This window comes from Streptomyces sp. NBC_01320 (assembly GCF_035974375.1).
Classification (GTDB): Bacteria; Actinomycetota; Actinomycetes; order Streptomycetales; family Streptomycetaceae; genus Streptomyces; species Streptomyces yanii.
In genome coordinates this window covers 5735505-5754532 of sequence record NZ_CP108390.1, presented here as the reverse complement: position 1 = coordinate 5754532, position 19028 = coordinate 5735505, and the positions used below count along the sequence as shown (strand labels likewise).

Here is a 19028-nt window from a genome sequence, read left to right as displayed (position 1 = left end):
GATGGCTGGGAGAGAGCTGTCGCACCCGCTTAACCTTGACGTATGGACGTGAACGCGGCGGTCGCCGCAGCTGCAGCGATCGCCGGGTTGTGTACCGGTGTGATCGCCATGCTGGCGTTCCGCTGGAGCGAGCGCGACCAGAAGAAACCCACGCGCACGTCCCTGCGGCCCGACAGCAACGGGGCACTGCCCCCCGGGGTCGACACGGTGCTCTCCGTGCTCTCCTCCTCCGCGGTCGTGCTCGACGAGAGCGACAGTGTCGTCAAGGCCAGCTCCGCCGCGTATGCGCTGGGACTGGTCAGGGGCGGCCGGCTGGCCGTCGAACCCATGCTGCACATGGCGAGGGACACCCGCCGGGACGGTGAGATACGGCAGGTCGAGCTGGACCTCCCCCGGCGCGGTACGGGCCGGGGCGAGGCTCTCGCAGTCTCGGCACGGGTCGCCCCGCTCGGCTCCCGGCTGGTGCTCCTGCTGGTCGAGGACCTCACCGAGGCCCGGCGTATCGAAGCGGTACGACGCGACTTCGTCGCCAACGTCAGCCATGAGCTCAAGACCCCGGTGGGAGCCCTCTCGCTGCTCTCCGAAGCGGTCATGGACGCGTCCGACGACCCGGAGGCGGTCGAGCGGTTCGCGGGCCGGATGCAGATCGAGGCGACCCGGCTGACCAACCTCGTACAGGAACTCATCGACCTCTCCCGGGTGCAGAACGACGACCCGTTGGAGGACGCCGAGCCGGTACGGGTCGACGAACTGGTCGCCGAGGCCATCGACCGCTGCCGGCAGCAGGCCGGCGCGAAACAGATCACCATGGCCGCCGGCGGCACCGCGGAGCTCCGGATCTGGGGCAACCGCGGCCAGCTCGCCGCGGCGCTCGGCAATCTCGTGGAGAACGCCGTCAACTACAGCCCCGCCCGCACCCGTGTCGGCATCGCCGCGAGGCGCCTGGCCGTACCGGGCGGGGACCAGATCGAGATTGCCGTGACCGACCAGGGCATCGGCATCTCGGAGAAGGACCGCGAGCGGGTCTTCGAACGCTTCTACCGCGTCGACCCGGCCCGCTCACGGGCCACCGGTGGCACCGGTCTCGGCCTCGCCATCGTCAAACATGTGGCCGCCTCGCACGGCGGGGAGGTCACGGTCTGGAGCTCGGAGGGACAGGGCTCCACCTTCACCCTGCGGCTGCCCGAAGCGGGCTCCGTACGGGACCGAGACCGTACAACGGGCGGACCGCTCATCGTCAACGGTGACGACGGGACCTACCGGACCGCCGACCCCGACACTCTCGAACCATTTCCTGCCCCGGAGGTCCTTCCGTGACCCGAGTGCTTGTCGTCGAGGATGAGGAATCCTTCAGCGACGCTCTGTCCTACATGCTCCGCAAGGAAGGCTTCGAGGTCGCGATCGCGGCCACGGGCCCCGACGGGCTCGACGAGTTCGAGCGCAACGGCGCCGACCTCGTCCTCCTCGACCTGATGCTGCCGGGCCTGCCCGGCACCGAGGTCTGCCGCCAGCTGCGCAGCAGGTCCAACGTCCCCGTGATCATGGTCACGGCCAAGGACAGCGAGATCGACAAGGTCGTCGGCCTGGAAATAGGAGCCGACGACTACGTGACCAAGCCGTTCTCCTCGCGGGAGCTCGTCGCCCGCATCCGTGCGGTGCTGCGGCGCCGCGGGGAGCCGGAGGAGGTCACCCCGGCCGCCCTGGAGGCGGGCCCGGTCCGGATGGACGTGGACCGTCACGTCGTCACGGTCTCCGGCGGCAAGGTCGACCTCCCGCTCAAGGAGTTCGACCTGCTGGAGATGCTGCTGCGCAACGCGGGCCGGGTGCTGACCCGGATGCAGCTGATCGACCGTGTCTGGGGCGCGGACTACGTGGGCGACACGAAGACCCTCGACGTCCACGTCAAGCGCCTGCGCGCCAAGATCGAGCCCGACCCGGGGGCGCCGCGCTTCCTGGTGACGGTGCGGGGCCTGGGGTACAAGTTCGAGCCGTAAACCCCGGGTCCGTACGGCAGGCTGCCGGGCGGAGCACATACGACGGAGGCGCCTCCCGCTCGGGAGGCGCCTCCGTCGTGCGTGTCCGCGGACGTCACCCGGCCGGCTGCGAGGCCGACGCGGCGTCCGTCGGGCCCTCCGCTCCGAGCGACTCGGAGGGGTTGCCCGGCGTCGCGGATCCGGACGGCGTCGCTGCGGGCGTCTCGGACGGCAGCGTCGGCACCGAGCTCGGGCCGAAGCCGGTGAAGTAGCTGGTGGCCGGGACGACGAACACGCCGAGCGGGACCTCACCGGTCCTGCTGAACTTGAAGACGACCGACTGCACGTTGCCGTTCTGCGCGGCCTCGCGGCCGTTCTCGATCACTGCGGCGGCATTGCCCTTGCCGCCGATGACGACCTTGCCCCCGGCCGGGACGACGATCGGTCCCGCACCCTTGGCGGCGTGCAGCTGCACCGCCGCGCCGGTGCCCGGGAGGGTGATCGAGTCCAGCGTCTGCTGTGCGACGCCGTTGTTGAACAGCGTCGCGGTGACGACGGCCGGGCCCTTGGCGTTGCGCTCCGGCTGGGTGACGACGTTCGCGTTCTGGATCCGGATGTCACCGATGGTGGTGGCAGCGCTGTCCGGCTTGATTTCGAGCGTCTGCGCGTCATTGCCGGCACCACACGCGGAAAGTGCACCGATCGAGATCACGATGGCAGTGGCGGCAAGGGCGCCGCGTCGAAGGCTGCGGCTCACGGCTGCGGCAACTCCTTGAACGTACGGACTTCACGGACGGGAGGGGCGAGCGGCGTAAAGCCGCCCTAAGGGTGTGTCAGCGGGCTTAGGTTACCGAGCCGTCGTCCCCGCCCCGCACCCGACCCGCCCCTACGGGCCCCGGGCATCACGAGCCGTGTCCGCAGCCAGGTCCCCGATCCGCCGGCACGCCGCCCCGCCCCCGCGATTCGCATGCTGTTCACATAACAGGCTTGATCAATTCCTCGGACCGTGGCGTATTCCTTGCGCATAATCTCCGCGATCCCCGGCCGTTGATCAATTCTATTGGCCATCGGCACTTACGTCCGTACGGGTGATCGATCTCCGAACGGAGTACGGAAAGTTCACCATCTGGAATCCGGCAAAACGGGACGTTCGGCCACTTCGGAGGGGGTTCGGGCGTGTGTGACGTACGTGTTTCACCCCACCCGTACAGCCGCTCCGACCTGCGATTACCGCCTTCCCGATCCCTTCCGCAGCACGTTCGTGTTGCTGTTGTCAAGCCCCGAGATATGCCCTGACCTGCGAAAACGTCATTCAGGAGAAGCTGTTCTCGTGTTACTCTTGATAGCCACGGAAGGGGTACCTGTCACATGACGTTCAAGGTTGGCGACACCGTGGTCTATCCCCATCACGGGGCCGCGCTGATCGAGGCTATCGAAACTCGCCAGATCAAAGGCGTGGACAAGACCTACTTGGTGCTCAAGGTCGCCCAGGGTGACTTGACGGTTCGTGTCCCGGCGGACAATGCCGAGTTCGTGGGCGTGCGCGACGTAGTCGGGCAGGAGGGCCTGGACCGGGTCTTCGAGGTGCTGCGCGCACCTTACGCCGAAGAGCCGACGAACTGGTCCCGGCGCTACAAGGCAAATCTGGAAAAGCTCGCCTCCGGCGATGTCATCAAGGTCGCCGAAGTCGTCCGCGACCTGTGGCGTCGCGAGCGTGAGCGCGGACTCTCCGCAGGTGAGAAGCGCATGCTTGCCAAGGCTCGCCAGATCCTGGTGAGTGAGCTCGCTCTCGCGGAGAACACGAACGAGGACAAGGCCGAGGCTCTGCTCGACGAGGTTCTCGCGTCCTGACCCGGATCGCACCGGTCGTAAATAAATGTGCCGCGGTGCCCGCTGACCAGCCGTATTCACGGTGTGTCGTCGGGCGCTGCGGCATGTCCGGATTCGGATCCGGCTATCCCATCGATACTTTGCTCGCGATCTTGTAAAGCCGACCCCGCGCAGCCGCTGTGGCTTGCCCGAACTCGACCGGGTGTCACGGAAAGGGTCCCGGCCAAGTCAAGGCGTCGCGCCCGGCTCGCTTGTGGCCATACCCATGTCGGCCGTGGAAACAAACATGCTGATGCTTCGGAGTGCAACCGATGTCTGATCAATCGCGTCCGTACCGCACCGCCGCGGTGATTCCCGCCGCCGGCCGAGGCGTACGGCTCGGCCCGGGCGCCCCCAAGGCGCTCCGTGCGCTGAGCGGCACGCCCATGCTCATCCACGCGGTACGGGCCATGGCGGCGTCCCGGTCCGTCTCCCTCGTCGTTGTCGTCGCCCCGGCGGACGGTGCGCCCGAGGTCAAGAACCTGCTGGACGAACACGCCCTGCCCGAGCGCACCGACTACCTCGTCGTGCCGGGCGGCGACACCCGCCAGGAATCGGTCGGCCTCGGCCTCGCCGCGCTCCCCGAGGACATCTCCACCGTCCTCGTCCACGACGCGGCACGCCCGCTGGTGCCGGTCGACACCGTGGACGCCGTGATCGAGGCCGTACGCGACGGTGCGCCCGCCGTCGTCCCCGCGCTGCCGCTCGCCGACACCGTCAAGGAGGTCGAGCCCGGCGCGCCCGGCGACCCGGAGCCGGTGCTCGGCACGCCCGTACGGGCCAGGCTGCGCGCCGTGCAGACCCCGCAGGGCTTCGACCGGGACACTCTGGTCCGCGCCCACGAGAGCGTCGCCGTCGACGGTGACGGCGCGACCGACGACGCGGGCATGGTCGAACAGCTCGGGGCACCCGTCGTCGTCGTACCCGGGCACGAAGAGGCATTCAAGGTGACCCGGCCGCTCGACCTGGTGCTGGCCGAGGCGGTTCTCGCGCGCAGGAGGGCGAACGATGGGTTCTGAGCACGCGCCGGTGATTCCGCAGGTCGGCATCGGCACGGACATCCACGCCTTCGAGGAGGGTCGCGAACTGTGGTGCGCGGGCCTGCTCTGGGAGGGCGAGGGCCCCGGTCTCGCCGGGCACTCCGACGCCGACGTCGTGGCGCACGCCGCCTGCAACGCGCTGTTCTCGGCCGCCGGGCTCGGCGACCTCGGACAGCACTTCGGGACGGGGCGCCCCGAGTGGTCCGGCGCCGCGGGCGTCACGCTGCTGACCGAGGCGGCGCGGATCGTACGGGCAGCGGGGTTCGAGATCGGGAACGTCGCCGTACAGGTCATCGGCGTACGACCGAAGATCGGCAAGCGGCGCGACGAGGCGCAGAAGGTGCTGTCGGCAGCGGTGGGCGCCCCGGTCTCGCTCTCGGCCGCCACATCGGACGGGCTCGGATTCACCGGCCGTGCGGAGGGGCTCGCGGGGCTCGCGACGGCGCTGGTCTACCGGGTGGGCTGACCGTGCGGGGCCCCTGAGCGGGGCGGGTCTGCTGGGTGGTCCCACCCCGGTCCGGGGTGACCGGTTCCGTCCTCAATCGCCGGACGGGCTTGAGGGGTGCGGCTGGCCCCTGGTGGCACGGTCGCCTGCCCCCGTGGGTGGTCCGGGGCCCCTCCGGGGTGTCTCCTCGAACGACGAACGTTCGGCGGGTACGCGGGGGAGCCCGGGTATCCGTTCGTCGTCCTGCGGGGACTCCCCTGCACGGCCCCGGACCGGCCGTCGCGCGTCAGCGGCCCGGTGTGTGCTCCTGTCACGACCGCCGGGTCGGGGGCGCGGGCGATGCCTGGGTGGGGCCGTGCAGGGGAGTCCCCGCAGGGACTGGCGTACGTGCCGGGTTCGTCCGCGTTGCCGGCTTTCGCGCCAGTCCTGAGGAGACGCCCCGGAGGGGCCCTGCCCACCACCCACCGCACGGTGCGGCGGCGCCCCCGGGGCACGGCGCCGAAAATTGGAGCCCGTCCGGCGATTGAGGACAAAGACGGCAGGCACTTTCGGACGCCGACGACACGAAGTTGTTCCGCTAGCCCCAAGGGGGCACTGCGCACAGGTGCGGGCCCACTACCCTTGAGGGGTGACTATTCGCCTGTACGACACCAGCGCCCGGCAGATCCGTGACTTCGTCCCGCTCACAGCGGGCTGCGTCTCGATCTACCTCTGTGGCGCGACCGTCCAGGCCGCCCCGCACATCGGGCACATCCGGTCCGGGCTGAACTTCGACATCATGCGCCGCTGGTTCGCCTACCGCGGCTACGACGTCACGTTCATCCGGAACGTCACCGACATCGACGACAAGATCATCGGAAAGTCGGCCGAGCAGGGCCGCCCCTGGTGGTCGATCGGGTACGAGAACGAGCGCGCGTTCAACGACGGCTACGACGCTCTCGGCTGCCTCCCGCCCACCTACGAACCGCGTGCCACCGGCCACATCACCGAGATGATCGAGATGATGCGCGGCCTCATCGAGCGCGGTCACGCCTACGAGGCCGACGGCAACGTCTACTTCGACGTGCGGTCCTTCCCCGGCTACCTGGAGCTCTCCAACCAGGACCTCGACGACCTGCGCCAGCCGTCCGGCGAGGGCGAGACCGGCAAGCGCGACCAGCGCGACTTCGCGATGTGGAAGGCGAGCAAGCCGGGCGAGCCCAGCTGGGAGACCCCATGGGGCCGTGGCCGCCCCGGCTGGCACCTGGAGTGCTCCGCCATGGCGCACAAGTACCTCGGCACCGCCTTCGACATCCACGGCGGCGGCATCGACCTGATCTTCCCGCACCACGAGAACGAGATCGCCCAGGCGAAGGCCTACGGCGACGAGTTCGCGAAGTACTGGGTGCACAACGGCTGGGTCACCATGTCCGGCGAGAAGATGTCGAAGTCGCTCGGCAACTCGGTGCTGGTCAGCGAGATGGTCAAGGCGTGGCGGCCCATCGTGCTGCGCTACTACCTCGGTACCCCGCACTACCGGTCGATGATCGAGTACAGCGAGGAGGCGCTGCGCGAGGCGGAGTCCGCGTTCGCGCGGATCGAGGGCTTCGTCCAGCGGGTCATCGAGAAGGCCGGCGGCGAAGTCGTGGCCGCCGCCGAGGTGCCGCCCGCGTTCGCCGAGGCGATGGACGACGACCTGGGCGTCCCGCAGGCGCTCGCGATCGTCCACACCACTGTCCGGCAGGGCAACTCCGCACTCGCCGCCGACGACAAGGAAGCGGCAGTCGCCAGACTCGCGGAGGTCCGCGCGATGCTCGGCGTCCTCGGCCTCGACCCGCTCGACGAACAGTGGGCGGGCGAGAGCGACCGCGGCGACGATCTGCACGGGGTCGTTGACACGCTCGTACGCCTCGTCCTGGACCAGCGCCAGTCGGCTCGCGAACGCAAGGACTGGCCCGCCGCCGACGCCATCCGCGACCAGCTCAACCAGTCGGGCCTCGTCATCGAGGACAGTCCGACGGGCCCACGGTGGACGCTCGGCCCGCGCCAGTAGTCCGCCCATGTGCCGCCCGGCGTTCCGGGCGGCACACTTTCACTTACATACGCATGTCTGAAGCAACGAAACAGGTAGGTCATGGCCGGGAACAGCCAGCGCAGGAACCGCCGCACGTCCAACAAGAAGGGCATGCAGGTCGGCAGCGGCGGTAACCGACGCCGTGGTCTCGAAGGCAAGGGACCGACGCCGCCCGCCTCCGCCCGCAAGGGACACAAGAAGAACCGGATCGCCAACGCCCAGGCGAAGCAGGCCGCGGTCCGTCGGCCCGCCCCGCGGCGCGGTGGCGCCAAGGGCACGTCCGAGATGGTCGTGGGCCGCAACCCGGTCTACGAGGCGTTGCGCGACGGCGTCCCGGCGACCACCCTGTACGTCCAGCAGTACATCGACAACGACGAGCGGGTGCGCGACGCGCTCCAGCTCGCCGGCCAGCGCGGCAACATCAACCTGATGGAGGCGCCGCGCCCCGAGCTCGACCGGATGACGAACGGCCTGAACCACCAGGGCCTCGTCCTGCAGGTCCCGCCGTATGAGTACGCGCACCCGGAGGACCTCACCGCCGCCGCGTACGACAACGGCGAGGACCCGCTGATCGTCGCCCTCGACGGCGTCACCGACCCGCGCAACCTCGGTGCGATCGTCCGCTCCGTCTCCGCGTTCGGCGGCCACGGCGTGGTCGTGCCGGAGCGGCGTGCGGCCGGGATGACGGCGGGCGCCTGGAAGTCCTCGGCGGGTACGGCGGCCCGTACGCCGGTCTCCCGGGTGACGAACCTGACGCGCGCCCTGGAGGGCTACCAGAAGGCCGGGATCACGGTTGTCGGCCTCGCCGCGGACGGCGAGCACACCGTCGAGGACCTGGACGCCCTCGGCGGTCCGGTCGTCATCGTCATCGGCAGCGAGGGCAAGGGCCTCGGACGCCTCGTCGGCGAGACCTGTGACTACCGGGTCCGCATCTCGATGCCGGGCGGCGCGGAGTCGCTGAACGCCGGCGTCGCCGCGGGCATCGTGCTGTACGAGGCGGCTCGGCGCCGCGTCTGACCGGGACGACTCCCGGACGGGCCCGAGACCGGCCCGTCCGGGAGCCCGCACTGCCGGACGGCAGCGCAGGGCTCCGACCTCGACGGACGCGCAGGCACCGACCGCCGCGCGCACCCCCGGCCTCCGCACCGCCCCGGTCTGTTGACGGGTCTCGGACACATCGGGGCCGTCAAGGCAGTGTCCTAATCACACATCACTCGGTTAGATGAGTGTGGACACCAGAACGCCTCGGTTCGACGAACTACCCGCCCTGAGCATGGCCAAGGTGGACTGCGACCCAGCGCAGGTCATCGTCAACCACGCCAGCTTCCGGGTGCAGCTCGCCCCCGGCCAGCGCGCACGGGTGCGCGGTGCCGCCCCCGCGGGGTCCGTCAGGGTTCCCGCCATGAGCGGCAGCGGGGCGGAACGCCCCAGGCGCTCGCCCGTCGTGTGGAGCGGCAAGTCCGCCCCCGGCGACCCCGGCGCCACCGGGCTCCTCCAGGCCGTCCGGAACTCCACCGCGGTCGGCCTCGACGGCGGGTACGGCCCGTACGGCGACGAGTTCGACGCCGGCTCGGGCACCACCCAGGTCATCCCGCGCCTGGACGAGACCCAGCCCACCCCCGTCATCCCCGCCCCCCACCGCTCCGGCGGCCGCCACGGCAGAGGCCCGCTGCTTCCCCCGATGCGACAGGCGGTCGGCGCCTACGACGCCGTCGACACCGGTTCGTACGACCATGAGCCGTACGAGGACGACGAGTTCGACCAGACCGTCGGGAGCAGGTCGCAACGGCACAGCGCCGACACCGTCCGCCACGCGTACTACCCCGGACGCCGGATGAACCTCGGGGTCGTACTCCTGCCGATGCGGGTGTTCCTCGGCTTCATCTCCATCTACGCGGGCATGGGCAAACTCTGCGACCCCGTCTACTTCGACGGTGGCGAGCGCGGCTCCATGGTCAAGTGGCTGACCTCGCTGCACCCTTGGGGACTCGCCGAACCACTGCGGGACTTCGCACTCTCGCACCCGGTCGGCGCCGGACTCACCGTCGCCTTCCTCCAGGTCATCGTCGGCGTCCTCACCGTCCTCGGCCTCTGGCAGCGGGTCGCCGCCTCGGTCGGCACCCTGCTCTCCGCCGCACTGCTGGTCACCGTCAGCTGGCGGACCGTCGCTGTCTACGACGCACCGGACATCATCTACCTCGCCGCGTGGAGCCCGCTCGTCATCGCGGGCGCCCCCGTCTACTCCGTCGACGGGCGCCTGGCCGGCGAGGCATGGCGCAGGCTCGGCCCGCGCACCGCGATCTGGGACCTGCGCCGCCGGGTGCTGCGCCGCGGCGCCGTCGTCGCCACCGTCGTCGTCGGGCTCACCCTGCTCATCGGTTCGATGCTCGGCGGCGCCGTCCGCTCCTCCGAGGTCGTCACCGTGCCCGGACCGAACGACAACCCGACCAACCAGCTCCCCGGCTCCCCGCTCCCGCAGGAGTCGGGCAAGGGCAGGGCCTCGCGCAGCCCCGCCGGACAGAAGCCCTCCCCGTCACGCTCCAGCGCCGCTGCCACGCCCTCCGCACAGGCGTCCACGCCGGGCACGGACAGCGTCCGCGAGTCCGGCCTGGCCGCCGGCTCCGGCGCCGGACAGCCCAGCCAGACACAGGGCACCGGGCAGCAGCCCCCGCAGCGGACAACCCCGCAGCAGCAGCCCCCGACGACCAGCGCCGGACCGAGCTCCTCCGGCTCCACCGGCACGGGCGGCGGCTCCACCGGTGGTGGTTCGACCGATGGCGGCTCCACGGGCTCGACCTCCGGCGGCACGTCGGGCGGCGGCCGCAATCCGATCGGCGGCCTGCTCGGCTGAACCGCACGCCACGCGGGGAGGGGCGGTCACCGGAACTCCGGTGACCGCCCCTCCCCGCCGTGCCGCCTCGCTGCGCTATCGACCGTCCAGCTCCTTCGCCGCCTCGGCCAGATCCTTCGCCGTGTCGATGGCCCGCCAGTACGCCCCGTGCGGCAGCGGATACCCGGCCAGCCGCCGCTCGCGGGCCAGCCGCGGGAACGTCGTCCGCTCATGGTCGCCGCGTTCCGGCAGCAGCGCCGTGAACGCCGGCGAGAAGACGTACACACCAGCGTTGATCAGATACGGGGACGGCGGCGACTCGATGAAGTCGGTGATGTGCCCGAACGCGTCCGTCTCCACGGCACCCCACGGGATACGAGGACGGGCCAGAGCCAGCGTGGCGGTCGCATCGCGTTCCGCATGGAACGCGGCCATCTCACGCAGCGAGAAACGGGTCCAGATGTCGCCGTTGGTGGCATACCAGGGCTCCGACGGGTCAGGCAGTCGGGCGGCGGCGTACCTCAGGCCGCCGCCGCGGCCCAGCGGCTCCGACTCCACCGCAGTGGTCACCCGGAGCGGCAGGACGGCCTCCGCGAGCCACTCCTGGAGCACCTCGGCCAGATGACCGCACGAGACGACGGCATCGGTCACGCCCTCGGCGGCCAGCCAGGAAAGCTGATGGCCGATGATCGGGGTCCCGGTGCCAGGGATCTCGACCATCGGCTTGGGGCGGTCATCGGTGTACGGGCGCAGCCGCGATCCCTGGCCACCTGCCAGGATCACGGCTTGCGTCGGATACGTATGCATGTCGGGCACGATAGGCCGTGCCCGGACCGGGCCGGTCAGCTGAACTGCGCGACACCCGAGGCGAACGACGTGTCGCAGACCGGGCGGGAGAACCGGTGCGCCCGCGTCGGACCGTACTGCTCGACCGCGGCGCGGCCCAGCGCCCTGGCGATCGACATGCAGTGCCGGGCGAGCGAGGGGCGCCCCTCGACGGCGCGCTGGAGGTCCGTCAGCGCGACGCCCGGGTCCTTCTCCTGAAGCTCCACGAGCAGCCGGTCGCGCAGGACATCCTGCGGGGTGTGCGGCGTGGCGTGCTTCGATACGGTCCGAGCCGACGCGGTGAGGACCTGCGCCTCGAAGTTGTGCGCTGCCCACGGCACACGGGTGACCGCGAGAGTCCCGGAGAGGACCATGACGACGGGCAGGACGAGAGCGAGAGTTCGGCCGATGCGGCGCGCGGTGTGGGTCACGCAGCGAGCGTAGCGGGGAGTGATGAATTGACGACATTGCGTCACCCTTGCGGGGGATGGTTCGAGGATGTTTTTCGAATCCCGCGTTGACGACCGCCGGTGAAATGACCGAAGTACCAGGGTATTTGCCGAAGATGCCGGACGCCCGGGCTCAAACCCGTACACGCGCTTCGGTACGCGGACGGCCCCGCACCACGAGGGGTGCGGGGCCGTCGTACGGCGTGTGTGACGTCAGTCGGTGAGACGCTCACCCGTCGAGGTCGAGAAGACGTGCAGCTCGTCCGGGCGCGGCACGACGTGCAGCGTGGTGCCCTTCTCCGGCACGGCGCGGCCGCCGACGCGGACGACCAGGTCCTTGTCCGCCCCGCCGACGCGCGCGGAACCGTAGACGAAGCCGTCGGCGCCGAGCTCCTCGACGACGTTGACCGAGACGGCCAGACCGGCCGGGGCGTCGGCGCTGTCCTTGGAGAGCGACTTGGCGGCGGCGCCACCGTGCTCGACGATGTCGAAGTGCTCCGGGCGGATGCCGACCGTGACCGTGCTGTCGCCCTTGTCCGCGGCGGCGGTGAGCGCCTCGCGGGAGACCGGGACGACGCTGTTGCCGAACTTCACGCCACCGTCGGTGATCGGGACCTCGACCAGGTTCATGGCCGGGGAGCCGATGAAGCCGGCGACGAAGAGGTTGGCCGGGCGGTCGTACATGTTGCGCGGCGAGTCGACCTGCTGCAGCAGACCGTCCTTGAGGACCGCGACGCGGTCACCCATGGTGAGGGCCTCGACCTGGTCGTGCGTGACGTACACGGTCGTGATGCCGAGGCGGCGCTGGAGCGACGCGATCTGCGTACGGGTGGAGACGCGGAGCTTGGCGTCGAGGTTCGACAGAGGCTCGTCCATGAGGAAGACCTGCGGCTCACGCACGATGGCGCGCCCCATCGCGACACGCTGGCGCTGACCACCGGAGAGCGCCTTCGGTTTGCGGTCCAGGTACTCCGTGAGGTCCAGCATCTTGGCGGCTTCTTCGACCTTCGCCCGGATCTCGGTCTTGTTGATACCGGCGATCTTCAGCGCGAAGCCCATGTTGTCCGCGACGGACATGTGCGGGTAGAGCGCGTAGTTCTGGAACACCATGGCGATGTCCCGGTCCTTCGGCGGCAGGTGCGTGACATCGCGGTCACCGATGCGGATCGCGCCGCCGTTGACGTCCTCGAGACCCGCGAGCATGCGCAGGGAGGTCGACTTGCCACAACCGGAAGGACCGACGAGGACGAGGAACTCACCGTCCGCGATGTCGATCTCGAGCTGGTCCACGGCGGGCTTGGTGGAGCCGGGGTAGACGCGGGACGCCTTGTCGAACGTGACACTGGCCATGCTGAATCTTCTCCTCCACCGGCAGGAACGTGCCGGACGATCCGAGTAGGGAGTGGTCTGGTCCACTTGAGTGAATCCTCAGCGACGCTACCTGGACATCTCGAATCTGTCAGTAGTTCGAGGGCGACGGATATCTCCCGTCGGGGACGGCCCAGGCAGAACAGCGAACTTTTGACCTTGTGCATACGCGTAGACAGAGCGATTGCCTTTTGGCCTTCTGCCATGGGTGCAGCACTTCCTGCTTCATCGCCCGCCGCCGACCCGACGCAACCCTGGGGGGTCACACCCGGCCGGTCTTACGTGGGCTCCACAGGCATGTCGGCCGACGGTCCGTCGGTCCGTAACACTCGTATCGCGACCGCTCGGGCGGCCAGGAGCACCTCGGACAGCTCCCCCGGTCCGGCCGTCCGATAGTCGGAACAGCTCGTCAGTCCCCTTAACGCACGGATGGTCGAGTGGTCACGGGTGCGGAAGAACTTCGTGGATCAGGAGGTGGACCGCTGTGTAGAGTGAGGGAGCTTGCGCGCGCGGCATTGATGTGCGCGTTGCCTCCTTAGCTCAGCTGGCCAGAGCGCCGCACTTGTAATGCGTAGGTCGTCGGTTCGAATCCGACAGGGGGCTCAAAACCCCAGGTCAGCCCCGTGCTGACCTGGGATTTTTTATGTTCTGAGTACCTCCGGAGACCGGTCAGACGCCCTTCAGGTGTCGCATCAGGCGTTCGAAGTCCTGCCAGCCCGACAGGTCCGACGGGTCGCCCGGCAGCGGGTAGTACAGCGCGGGGCGGGTCTTCGGGCCGAGCTGGACCGGGGGTTCGGACAGTGGGGTGCGGCGGGCGCGGTCGCCCGGCATCTCGCGGACCTCCTCGGCGCCCAGCACGAAGGCCAGGGGGACTCCGGGGCCCTCGAAGCGGGGCGGCACCGCCAGGTCGCGGCGGGCCTTGCGGATCTGGACCAGCATCGACTGGAGGTGGTGGCGGGTGGCGAGGATCTCCGCGGCCCTGGGGAGGGCGTCCAGCGGCATGTCCTCGTCGGCCCCGTAGCCGAGCGCCAGGGTGACGTCCTCCTCCACGCCGCCCGTCGTCCGGCTGATCCGGACTGTGGCGAGAGCGGGCCGGTCCGGGCTGCCGACCACCACGGCCCAGGTCGGCTGGGGCGCCCGGTCGTAGGCGACATCGGTCAGCTGGCGCAGTGACCAGGGCAGGTTGGCGGGTTCCGCGGTGCCCCAGCCTGCCGGGGGTGCGCCGGTGAGCTCGCGCCACACCGCCTCGATGGAGCCGCCGAGAACGAGGCGCTCGTCGGCGGGGTGGACGGTGCGGAACGAGACGGCCAGTTGGCGCTCGCCGGTGTCGGCGACCTCCTTGAACGACGCGGCCACCGGGGTGCGCGGGTCCTCGGGCGTGGCGTCGGCTGCCTCGACCGGTGCGAACAGGCCGTTCTGCCAACGCAGCACGGCCCCGGACAGCCCGTCGTAGTAGCCGTCCCGTTCGTCCTGCACGACCCAGCGCGACGGCCAGCCGGGGAGGCTGCCCCGTACGGCGGGGGAGAGCGTGACCCCCGGGGCGGTGACGATCTGGAGGCCGAGCTCGGCGTTGGCGGTGGCCCGGAAGGCGTCGGAGAGCCAGGCCGTCATCGCGACCACCGGGCGGTCCTGGATGACGACCGCGACCTTGTCGGTGAGGGCGTCGACGGCCGGCTGTGCGGCGGCGGGCGTGGGTGCGACGCTGACGCCGTCGGTCTTCACCACGGCGATGGAGCGCGCGGCCTCCGGCGGCCAGGCGGAGCCGCCGGCCAGGGCGACCAGCCGGGCGGCGAAGGTGCCCGCGATCCGCTCGGCCTCCTCGACGCCGGTGGTGGCGCGTGCCTCCGTCCACCAGAACGGGACCTCGGGCGCGGTCGCCCCGAGGAGCCGCTCCGCCTCACCGGCGACCTGGACGAGAAGGGGTGCCTCGACGGAGACGAGCGGCCGGCCCTCCGGGTCGCAGAGCTGCACGACGGCGTCCTCGCCGACCGTTTCCACCAGCTTGTCGGGGCCTCCGGAGAGCAGACCCGCGATCACGCTGAGCGGATCGGGCATTCTCGGGGTGAGGGCGATGACGTCCTTGGTCATGTGGTCGTCCGGTCCTTCGTCGTCCGTGGCGTGGTTGTTCTGCGTCGTGCGGCCGTCGTGACGGGGACGGCTCCCGGGTGTGTCACTCGGCGGTGTACACGGTCTGGATCAGGCGGTTCGACTGGCCCCTGCGGATGAGGACGCCGCGGCCCGCGGGCTGCTGGGTGGCGTACACGCCGGGGAAGAGCTGGCCTTCGCTGCGGTCGCCCGCCATGAGGATCGCCGAGGCGCCGGACTCGCGCAGGCCCTGCACCAGTGGTTCGTACATGCCGCGCGAGGCACCGGCGACGCGGCGGGTCAGCACGAAGTGCAGCCCGATGTCGACCGCGGACGGGATGTACGGCAGGAACGGGGCGAGCGGGGCCAGTCCCGCGGTGGTCAGTACGTCGTAGTCGTCGACGAGGACGACGATCCGTGGTCCGCTGCCCCAGCTGCCGGGCTCCAGGTCCTCGGTGTCCGCGCTGTCGTCGGGCAGCCGCTTCTCCAGCTCGGTGGCGATACCGGCGGCGAGACCCGCGCACATCTTGGCGTTGTACGCGTAGCCGCCGCGGAACTCCTCGGGGATCGCGCCGCGCAGTCCGCGGCGCGGGTCCATGACGGCGAAGACCAGCTCGTCCTCGCTGTAGCGCTCGATGAGTCCGCCGGCGATGGTCTTGAGGAGGTTCGTCTTGCCGCACTCGCTGTCGCCCATGATCAGCAGGTGCTGGTCGTGGTGGAACAGGTCGAGCAGTACGGGCGCGAGCGCCGTCTGGTCCAGGCCGATCGGTACCCGCTTGGGCTCGGCGACCGGGCCCGGCAGCAGGTGCGGCTCCAGGATGTGCGGCAGTACCCGTACCGGCTGGGCGACGTCGCCGCTCCAGGTGGCACGGATCGTGCGGGCGGTGCGTTCCAGGACGGCGCCCAGGTCCGAGGTGTCGGCGAGTCCGTCCGTGCGGGGGAGCGCGACCTGGGTGAAGAGCTTTCCGTCGGTGAGGAGACGGCCGGGCTCGTCGGGTGCCAGGGTCTGTGCGAGCTTGCGGTCGATGCTGGACTCGCTGGGGTCGTTCAGGCGCAGTTCGACGCGGGTGCCGAAGTTGGACTGGGTGGCGATGCGGACGTCGTTCCAGCGGAGCATGCCGGCGACGACGTGGATGCCGTAGCCGCCGCCGCGCTTGAGGATGTCGACGACGGCGTCGTCCAGCTCCTCGAAGTCGTCGCGCAGCGCGCCGAATCCGTCGATGACGAGCACGATCTCGGCGGAGGCCAGTTGCGGCAGCCGGCCTGCCGCGTGCAGGGTGCGCAGCTGCTCGACGGAGTCGATGCCGTGGTCGCGGAAGAGGTCCTCACGGACCGCGAGGGCGCCCCGTACCTCTTCGACGGTGCGTCCGGCGCGGTCACGGTCGGCGCGGCCTGCGACGCCGCCGACGTGCGGCAGGTCCGCCAGCGCCTGGAGACCGCCGCCGACGAGGTCGAGGCCGTAGATCCCGACTTCCTGCGGGGTGTGGGTCAGTGCGAGGGAGAGGGCGAGGGTGCGCAGGAGGGTCGTCTTGCCGGACTGCGGGCCGCCGATGACGGCGGCGTGGCCGCCTGCCACGGTGAGGTCCAGGTACCACTGGCCCTGCCATTGCTTGGTGGGGTCGTCGAGCAGGCCGAGCGGTACCTGGAGGGGGCCGCGGCGCTTGGCGAGCTGCATGCCGCGCGGGCCGACGTCCAGGGGGCCTGCGACCTTGTCCAGGGAGATGGCGGAGGGCAGTGGAGGCAGCCAGATGCGGCGTACCGGATCGGCGGCGTTCTGCAGCTGGTCGACGATGACGCCCATCTCGGTGGGCCCGGTCTCGCGGCGTCGGACCGTGGGCTCCCGGTCGCCCGTGTTCTCGTTCTTGGCAAGGGTGTTGAACGCCTCGTACTCGAGAGCGAGGGGTCCGGACTCCGCTTCCTCGGCGCGCTGTACGGGGCCGCGGTAGGCGCCGGAGACGTAGCTCGCCTTGAAGCGCTCGTAGTGGCTGGTGTCGACCTTGAGGAAGCCGAAACCGGGCAGCGGCGGCAGGTGGAAGGCGTCGGTGGTGTCCAGCACTGTGCGGGACTCGTCGGCGGAGAACGTCCGCAGACCGAGCCGGTACGAGAGGTAGGTGTCCAGGCCCTTGAGCTTGCCGCCCTCGATGCGCTGGCTGGACAGCAGCAGGTGCACACCGATGGACCGGCCGATGCGGCCGATGGACAGGAACAGGTCGATGAAGTCCGGCTTGGCGGTCAGGAGTTCACCGAACTCGTCGATGACGACGAACAGGTGGGGCAGCGGGTCCAGGTCGGGCCGCTTGTCGGCGCGGAGCGCGGCGTAGTCACCGATGTCGGCGACGTTGCCGGCGTCCTTGAGGACCTGCTGGCGGCGTTTGACCTCGCCGGCGAGCGAGGCGTGGACCCGCTCGACGAGGCCGGCCTGGTTCTCCAGGTTGGTGATGACGCCGGCGACGTGCGGCAGGTCCGCGAACGGGGCGAACGTGGCACCGCCCTTGTAGTCGACGAGGACGAGCGCCAGGTCCTCGGGCGGGTGGGTGGCGACGAGGGCGAGGACGAGGGTGCGGAGCAGTTCCGACTTGCCGGACCCGGTGGCGCCGACGCACAACCCGTGCGGGCCCATGCCGAGTTCGGAGGACTCCTTCAGGTCGAGGAGGACCGGTTCGCGGGAGTCGCTGACGCCGATCGGCACGCGCAGGAAGGAGCGTTCGCCGCGGGGTGCCCACAGGTGGGACAGGTCGAGCCGTGCCACGTCGTCGATGCCGAGCAGGTCGGCGAAGTCGACGGGTCCGGACAGCGGGGCGTCGACGAGCGATTCGGCGGCCAGGCGCAGCGGTGCGAGCATCCGGGCGAGACCTTCGGCGAACGGGATGCTGACCTCGTCGACGGTGCCGTGGGCGCTGACCGGCTCCTGCTCGCGCAGGTCCTCGATGAGTACCTGGTCGCCGTCGACGGTGATGCGTACGCCGACGTGTCCCGGTTCCTGGATGCGTTGTTCGAGCAGGTGCAGCATGGTGACGCCCATGTCGCGCAGCCCCACCGCGTCGTCGGGGCACGGCAGGTCCACGGCGTCCTCGCCGTGTCCGTCGGCCACGACGAGGAGGCGCGACGTCATGGACAGGGCGTCCTTGCCGGACAGACCGCGGCGCACCTCGGCCGCGTACGAGGCGCGGCGGCGCAGTTCGGCGCCGATCTGCCGGGCGAGCTGGGGCGCGGACGGGGCGATGCGGCGGGCGGCGACGGGGCCGTCGAGCTGCTCGGTGTCGAGCAGATGCGGCATCCACTTGGCCCATTCCCAGTCGGCCAGCCGGTCGCCGGGCACGGCCAGTGCCATGGCCACGTCGTCGGGGGCGTGGGTCGCGGCGGTCTGGACGAGCAGGGCGCGGGCGACGCGCAGGCAGTCCTCGCGGGGGCCGATCACGCTGACGTTGCCGACGCGGTCGAGTGGGACGGTGAGCGGGAGTTCGGTGCCGGTACGGAACCGGGCCATCAGGGCCGACGCCTCGTTGAGCATGAACCGGTCGGGCGGTGTGAGGACCGAGGAGCCCTGCTGGGCGACCTTCAGATCGCGTACGGGCATCTCACCGGTGCCGACACGCACCCGCAGGAAGTCGCCGTCGGCGCGGCGTCGCTCCCACAGCCGGGCCGGGTCGCGCACGATGTCGTACAGGGCGTCCGGCGGCGGGGTGAGGATCTCGGTCCGCTCGCGCCGCTCGCGCTCCTCGCCGGAGAGTTCCTCGCGCAGGTCCTCCAGATAGGCGAGGTACGCCTCGCGCTGGGTGCGACGGGTGCGTTGCGCCTTGCCGCGCTGCGAGAAGACGAGCGCGACGGATCCGATGACGGTGACGACGAGGATGATCGCACCGAGCCCGGCGAACTGGCTGTTCCGTACGACGGTCATCATCACGACGGACGACATGACGCCGGCGACGGGCAGGAGCGACATCGCGATGTTGCCCGATTTCCCCTCGGGGAGGTTGGGCGGTGCCTCGATGGTGCGTGCCTCGGAGGGGGCCGCGGGCCGGGTGGTCCTGGCCGGGCGGTGGATCAGTCGGGTACTCATCGGCGTCCGTCACTCACGGTCGGGCTCGGCA

Annotated in this window: 14 protein-coding genes and 1 tRNA gene; 9 read left to right on the top strand and 6 right to left on the bottom strand. The window is 70.5% G+C overall.

Annotated elements, in window-relative coordinates; translation table 11 throughout:
- Positions 1-42: 42 nt before the first annotated feature.
- Positions 43-1317, top strand: coding sequence for a sensor histidine kinase (locus OG395_RS26125; RefSeq protein WP_327245099.1), 1275 nt, complete (start codon positions 43-45; stop codon positions 1315-1317).
- Positions 1314-1994 (top strand): response regulator transcription factor, encoded by a 681-nt coding sequence (locus OG395_RS26120; protein WP_030977814.1) that lies wholly within the window; start codon positions 1314-1316, stop codon positions 1992-1994. Before OG395_RS26125 ends, OG395_RS26120 begins: the two co-directional genes overlap by 4 nt.
- Before the next feature lie 94 nt (positions 1995-2088).
- On the opposite strand, the gene OG395_RS26115 is transcribed toward OG395_RS26120, so the two are convergent.
- Positions 2089-2730 (bottom strand): DUF461 domain-containing protein, encoded by a 642-nt coding sequence (locus OG395_RS26115; RefSeq protein ID WP_327245098.1) that lies wholly within the window; start codon positions 2728-2730, stop codon positions 2089-2091.
- A 611-nt stretch (positions 2731-3341) separates the two neighbouring features.
- On the opposite strand from OG395_RS26115, the gene OG395_RS26110 reads away from it, so the two are divergent.
- From OG395_RS26110 to OG395_RS26085, 6 genes are all read left to right on the top strand, one after another.
- The gene (locus OG395_RS26110) at positions 3342-3824 is read left to right on the top strand and encodes a CarD family transcriptional regulator (protein WP_006380568.1); all 483 of its coding nucleotides are present in this window, start codon (positions 3342-3344) and stop codon (positions 3822-3824) included.
- 290 nt (positions 3825-4114) lie between these two features.
- Entirely contained in the window at positions 4115-4861 is a 747-nt protein-coding gene (gene ispD / locus OG395_RS26105) for a 2-C-methyl-D-erythritol 4-phosphate cytidylyltransferase (RefSeq protein ID WP_327245097.1), read from the top strand.
- Positions 4851-5348: a 2-C-methyl-D-erythritol 2,4-cyclodiphosphate synthase gene (ispF, locus tag OG395_RS26100; protein ID WP_037692876.1), complete on the top strand. Its 498-nt coding sequence runs from the start codon at positions 4851-4853 to the stop codon at positions 5346-5348. Before ispD ends, ispF begins: the two co-directional genes overlap by 11 nt.
- A 607-nt stretch (positions 5349-5955) precedes the next feature.
- Entirely contained in the window at positions 5956-7359 is a 1404-nt protein-coding gene (gene cysS / locus OG395_RS26095; RefSeq protein ID WP_266983126.1) for a cysteine--tRNA ligase, read from the top strand.
- Positions 7360-7440: 81 nt separating this feature from the next.
- Positions 7441-8397: a 23S rRNA (guanosine(2251)-2'-O)-methyltransferase RlmB gene (gene rlmB / locus OG395_RS26090; RefSeq protein ID WP_037692873.1), complete on the top strand. Its 957-nt coding sequence runs from the start codon at positions 7441-7443 to the stop codon at positions 8395-8397.
- Between the two features lie 205 nt (positions 8398-8602).
- A complete protein-coding gene (locus tag OG395_RS26085; RefSeq protein ID WP_327245096.1) occupies positions 8603-10231 on the top strand; it encodes a DoxX family protein in 1629 nt (542 codons plus the stop codon).
- 75 nt (positions 10232-10306) lie between these two features.
- On the opposite strand, the gene OG395_RS26080 is transcribed toward OG395_RS26085, so the two are convergent.
- From OG395_RS26080 to OG395_RS26070, 3 genes are all read right to left on the bottom strand, one after another.
- On the bottom strand, positions 10307-11017 hold the full coding sequence (locus OG395_RS26080) for a nucleotidyltransferase family protein (protein ID WP_327245095.1): 711 nt from the start codon (positions 11015-11017) through the stop codon (positions 10307-10309).
- Between the two features lie 35 nt (positions 11018-11052).
- Complete coding sequence (locus OG395_RS26075; protein ID WP_327245094.1) at positions 11053-11466, bottom strand: hypothetical protein; 414 nt, start codon at positions 11464-11466, stop codon at positions 11053-11055.
- Between the two features lie 231 nt (positions 11467-11697).
- Complete coding sequence (locus OG395_RS26070) at positions 11698-12834, bottom strand: ABC transporter ATP-binding protein (RefSeq protein ID WP_327245093.1); 1137 nt, start codon at positions 12832-12834, stop codon at positions 11698-11700.
- A 547-nt stretch (positions 12835-13381) separates the two neighbouring features.
- Between OG395_RS26070 and OG395_RS26065 the strand changes: the two genes are divergently transcribed.
- Positions 13382-13455: transfer RNA gene (locus OG395_RS26065), tRNA-Thr, on the top strand.
- A gap of 66 nt (positions 13456-13521) precedes the next feature.
- On the opposite strand, the gene OG395_RS26060 is transcribed toward OG395_RS26065, so the two are convergent.
- On the bottom strand, positions 13522-14940 hold the full coding sequence (locus tag OG395_RS26060) for a DUF6177 family protein (protein WP_327245092.1): 1419 nt from the start codon (positions 14938-14940) through the stop codon (positions 13522-13524).
- 82 nt (positions 14941-15022) lie between these two features.
- Entirely contained in the window at positions 15023-18997 is a 3975-nt protein-coding gene (gene eccCa / locus OG395_RS26055; RefSeq protein WP_327245091.1) for a type VII secretion protein EccCa, read from the bottom strand.
- Positions 18998-19028: the final 31 nt, after the last annotated feature.

What these genes read in the sequence shown, in the direction of transcription:
- ispD (WP_327245097.1), top strand. Translation starts at nt 4,115, where the DNA reads ATGTCTGATCAATCGCGTCCGTACCGCACCGCCGCGGTGATTCCCGCC.
- OG395_RS26060 (WP_327245092.1), bottom strand. Translation starts at nt 14,940, where the DNA reads ATGACCAAGGACGTCATCGCCCTCACCCCGAGAATGCCCGATCCGCTC.
- rlmB (WP_037692873.1), top strand. Translation starts at nt 7,441, where the DNA reads ATGGCCGGGAACAGCCAGCGCAGGAACCGCCGCACGTCCAACAAGAAG.
- OG395_RS26070 (WP_327245093.1), bottom strand. Translation starts at nt 12,834, where the DNA reads ATGGCCAGTGTCACGTTCGACAAGGCGTCCCGCGTCTACCCCGGCTCC.
- OG395_RS26125 (WP_327245099.1), top strand. Translation starts at nt 43, where the DNA reads ATGGACGTGAACGCGGCGGTCGCCGCAGCTGCAGCGATCGCCGGGTTG.
- ispF (WP_037692876.1), top strand. Translation starts at nt 4,851, where the DNA reads ATGGGTTCTGAGCACGCGCCGGTGATTCCGCAGGTCGGCATCGGCACG.
- OG395_RS26085 (WP_327245096.1), top strand. Translation starts at nt 8,603, where the DNA reads ATGAGTGTGGACACCAGAACGCCTCGGTTCGACGAACTACCCGCCCTG.
- OG395_RS26080 (WP_327245095.1), bottom strand. Translation starts at nt 11,017, where the DNA reads ATGCATACGTATCCGACGCAAGCCGTGATCCTGGCAGGTGGCCAGGGA.
- OG395_RS26110 (WP_006380568.1), top strand. Translation starts at nt 3,342, where the DNA reads ATGACGTTCAAGGTTGGCGACACCGTGGTCTATCCCCATCACGGGGCC.
- eccCa (WP_327245091.1), bottom strand. Translation starts at nt 18,997, where the DNA reads ATGAGTACCCGACTGATCCACCGCCCGGCCAGGACCACCCGGCCCGCG.